Source organism: Ruminococcoides intestinihominis, assembly GCF_040096285.1.
GTDB classification, from domain to species: domain Bacteria; phylum Bacillota; class Clostridia; order Oscillospirales; family Acutalibacteraceae; genus Ruminococcoides; species Ruminococcoides intestinihominis.
Genome location: NZ_JBBMEY010000097.1, coordinates 1 through 860 on the forward strand (window position 1 = coordinate 1; position 860 = coordinate 860).

The window sequence follows — 860 nt, forward strand, 5'->3', positions numbered from 1 at the left end:
TCTGTCTGGATGTAATATGTAACTGTTACTTCATCTCCAACCTTAACATCCTTACCATTGAATGTTGTCTTTGATGGACGAGGAGCAGTTGTAGCTGTTGTAGCTGTTGTTGCTGTTGTAGCTGTTGTTGCTGTTGTAGCAGTTGTTGCAGTTGTAGCAGTTGTTGCTGTTGTAGCAGTTGTAGCAGTTGTTGCTGTTGTAGCAGTTGTAGGTGTTGGTACAGATGTTTCCTCTTCCCAAACGAATGGATTTTCAATCTTACCAAAGTTTACATAGTTAGTACCATCAACTGCACTTAGAACCTCAAATACAGCGTTAGCATAGTAGTCATAGTTTGCTTCATTAATCTTGAATGTAGCACTAATGAACTTACCCTTTGTTTTAAAGTCATATGGATTTAGTGGTGATACACCGGTAAATACAATCTTGCCTGCTGGAGCAGTGTTGCACATTAGACCTGGTAAATCTTCTCTAATATAGAATGACTTAAGTTCGATACCGGTAGTATCGCTAGTTGACTTGTTACCATAGTAGAAATAACCCTGGAAGTCTTCACAAAGTTTTTCTGTCTGGATGTAATATGTAACTGTTACTTCATCTCCAACCTTAACATCCTTACCATTGAATGTTGTCTTTGATGGTTGAGGAGCAGTTGTTGCTGTTGTAGCAGTTGTAGCTGTTGTAGCAGTTGTTGCTGTTGTAGCAGTTGTTGCTGTTGTAGCTGTTGTTGCTGTTGTAGCTGTTGTAGCTGTTGTAGCTGTTGTAGCTGTTGTTGCAGTTGTAGCTGTTGTTGGTTCTTCCTCTGCAATAACTTCATCTCTTAGAGAAGTATCTGGATCTTTAATTACACCGTAGTCGAT

General features: G+C 39.5%; 1 protein-coding gene. It reads right to left on the minus strand.

The annotated features are described in order from the left end of the window. Positions 1 to 860, minus strand: an 860-nt coding sequence (locus WMO18_RS10895; RefSeq protein WP_367286613.1) for a hypothetical protein, incomplete at both ends; no start/stop codon positions are given.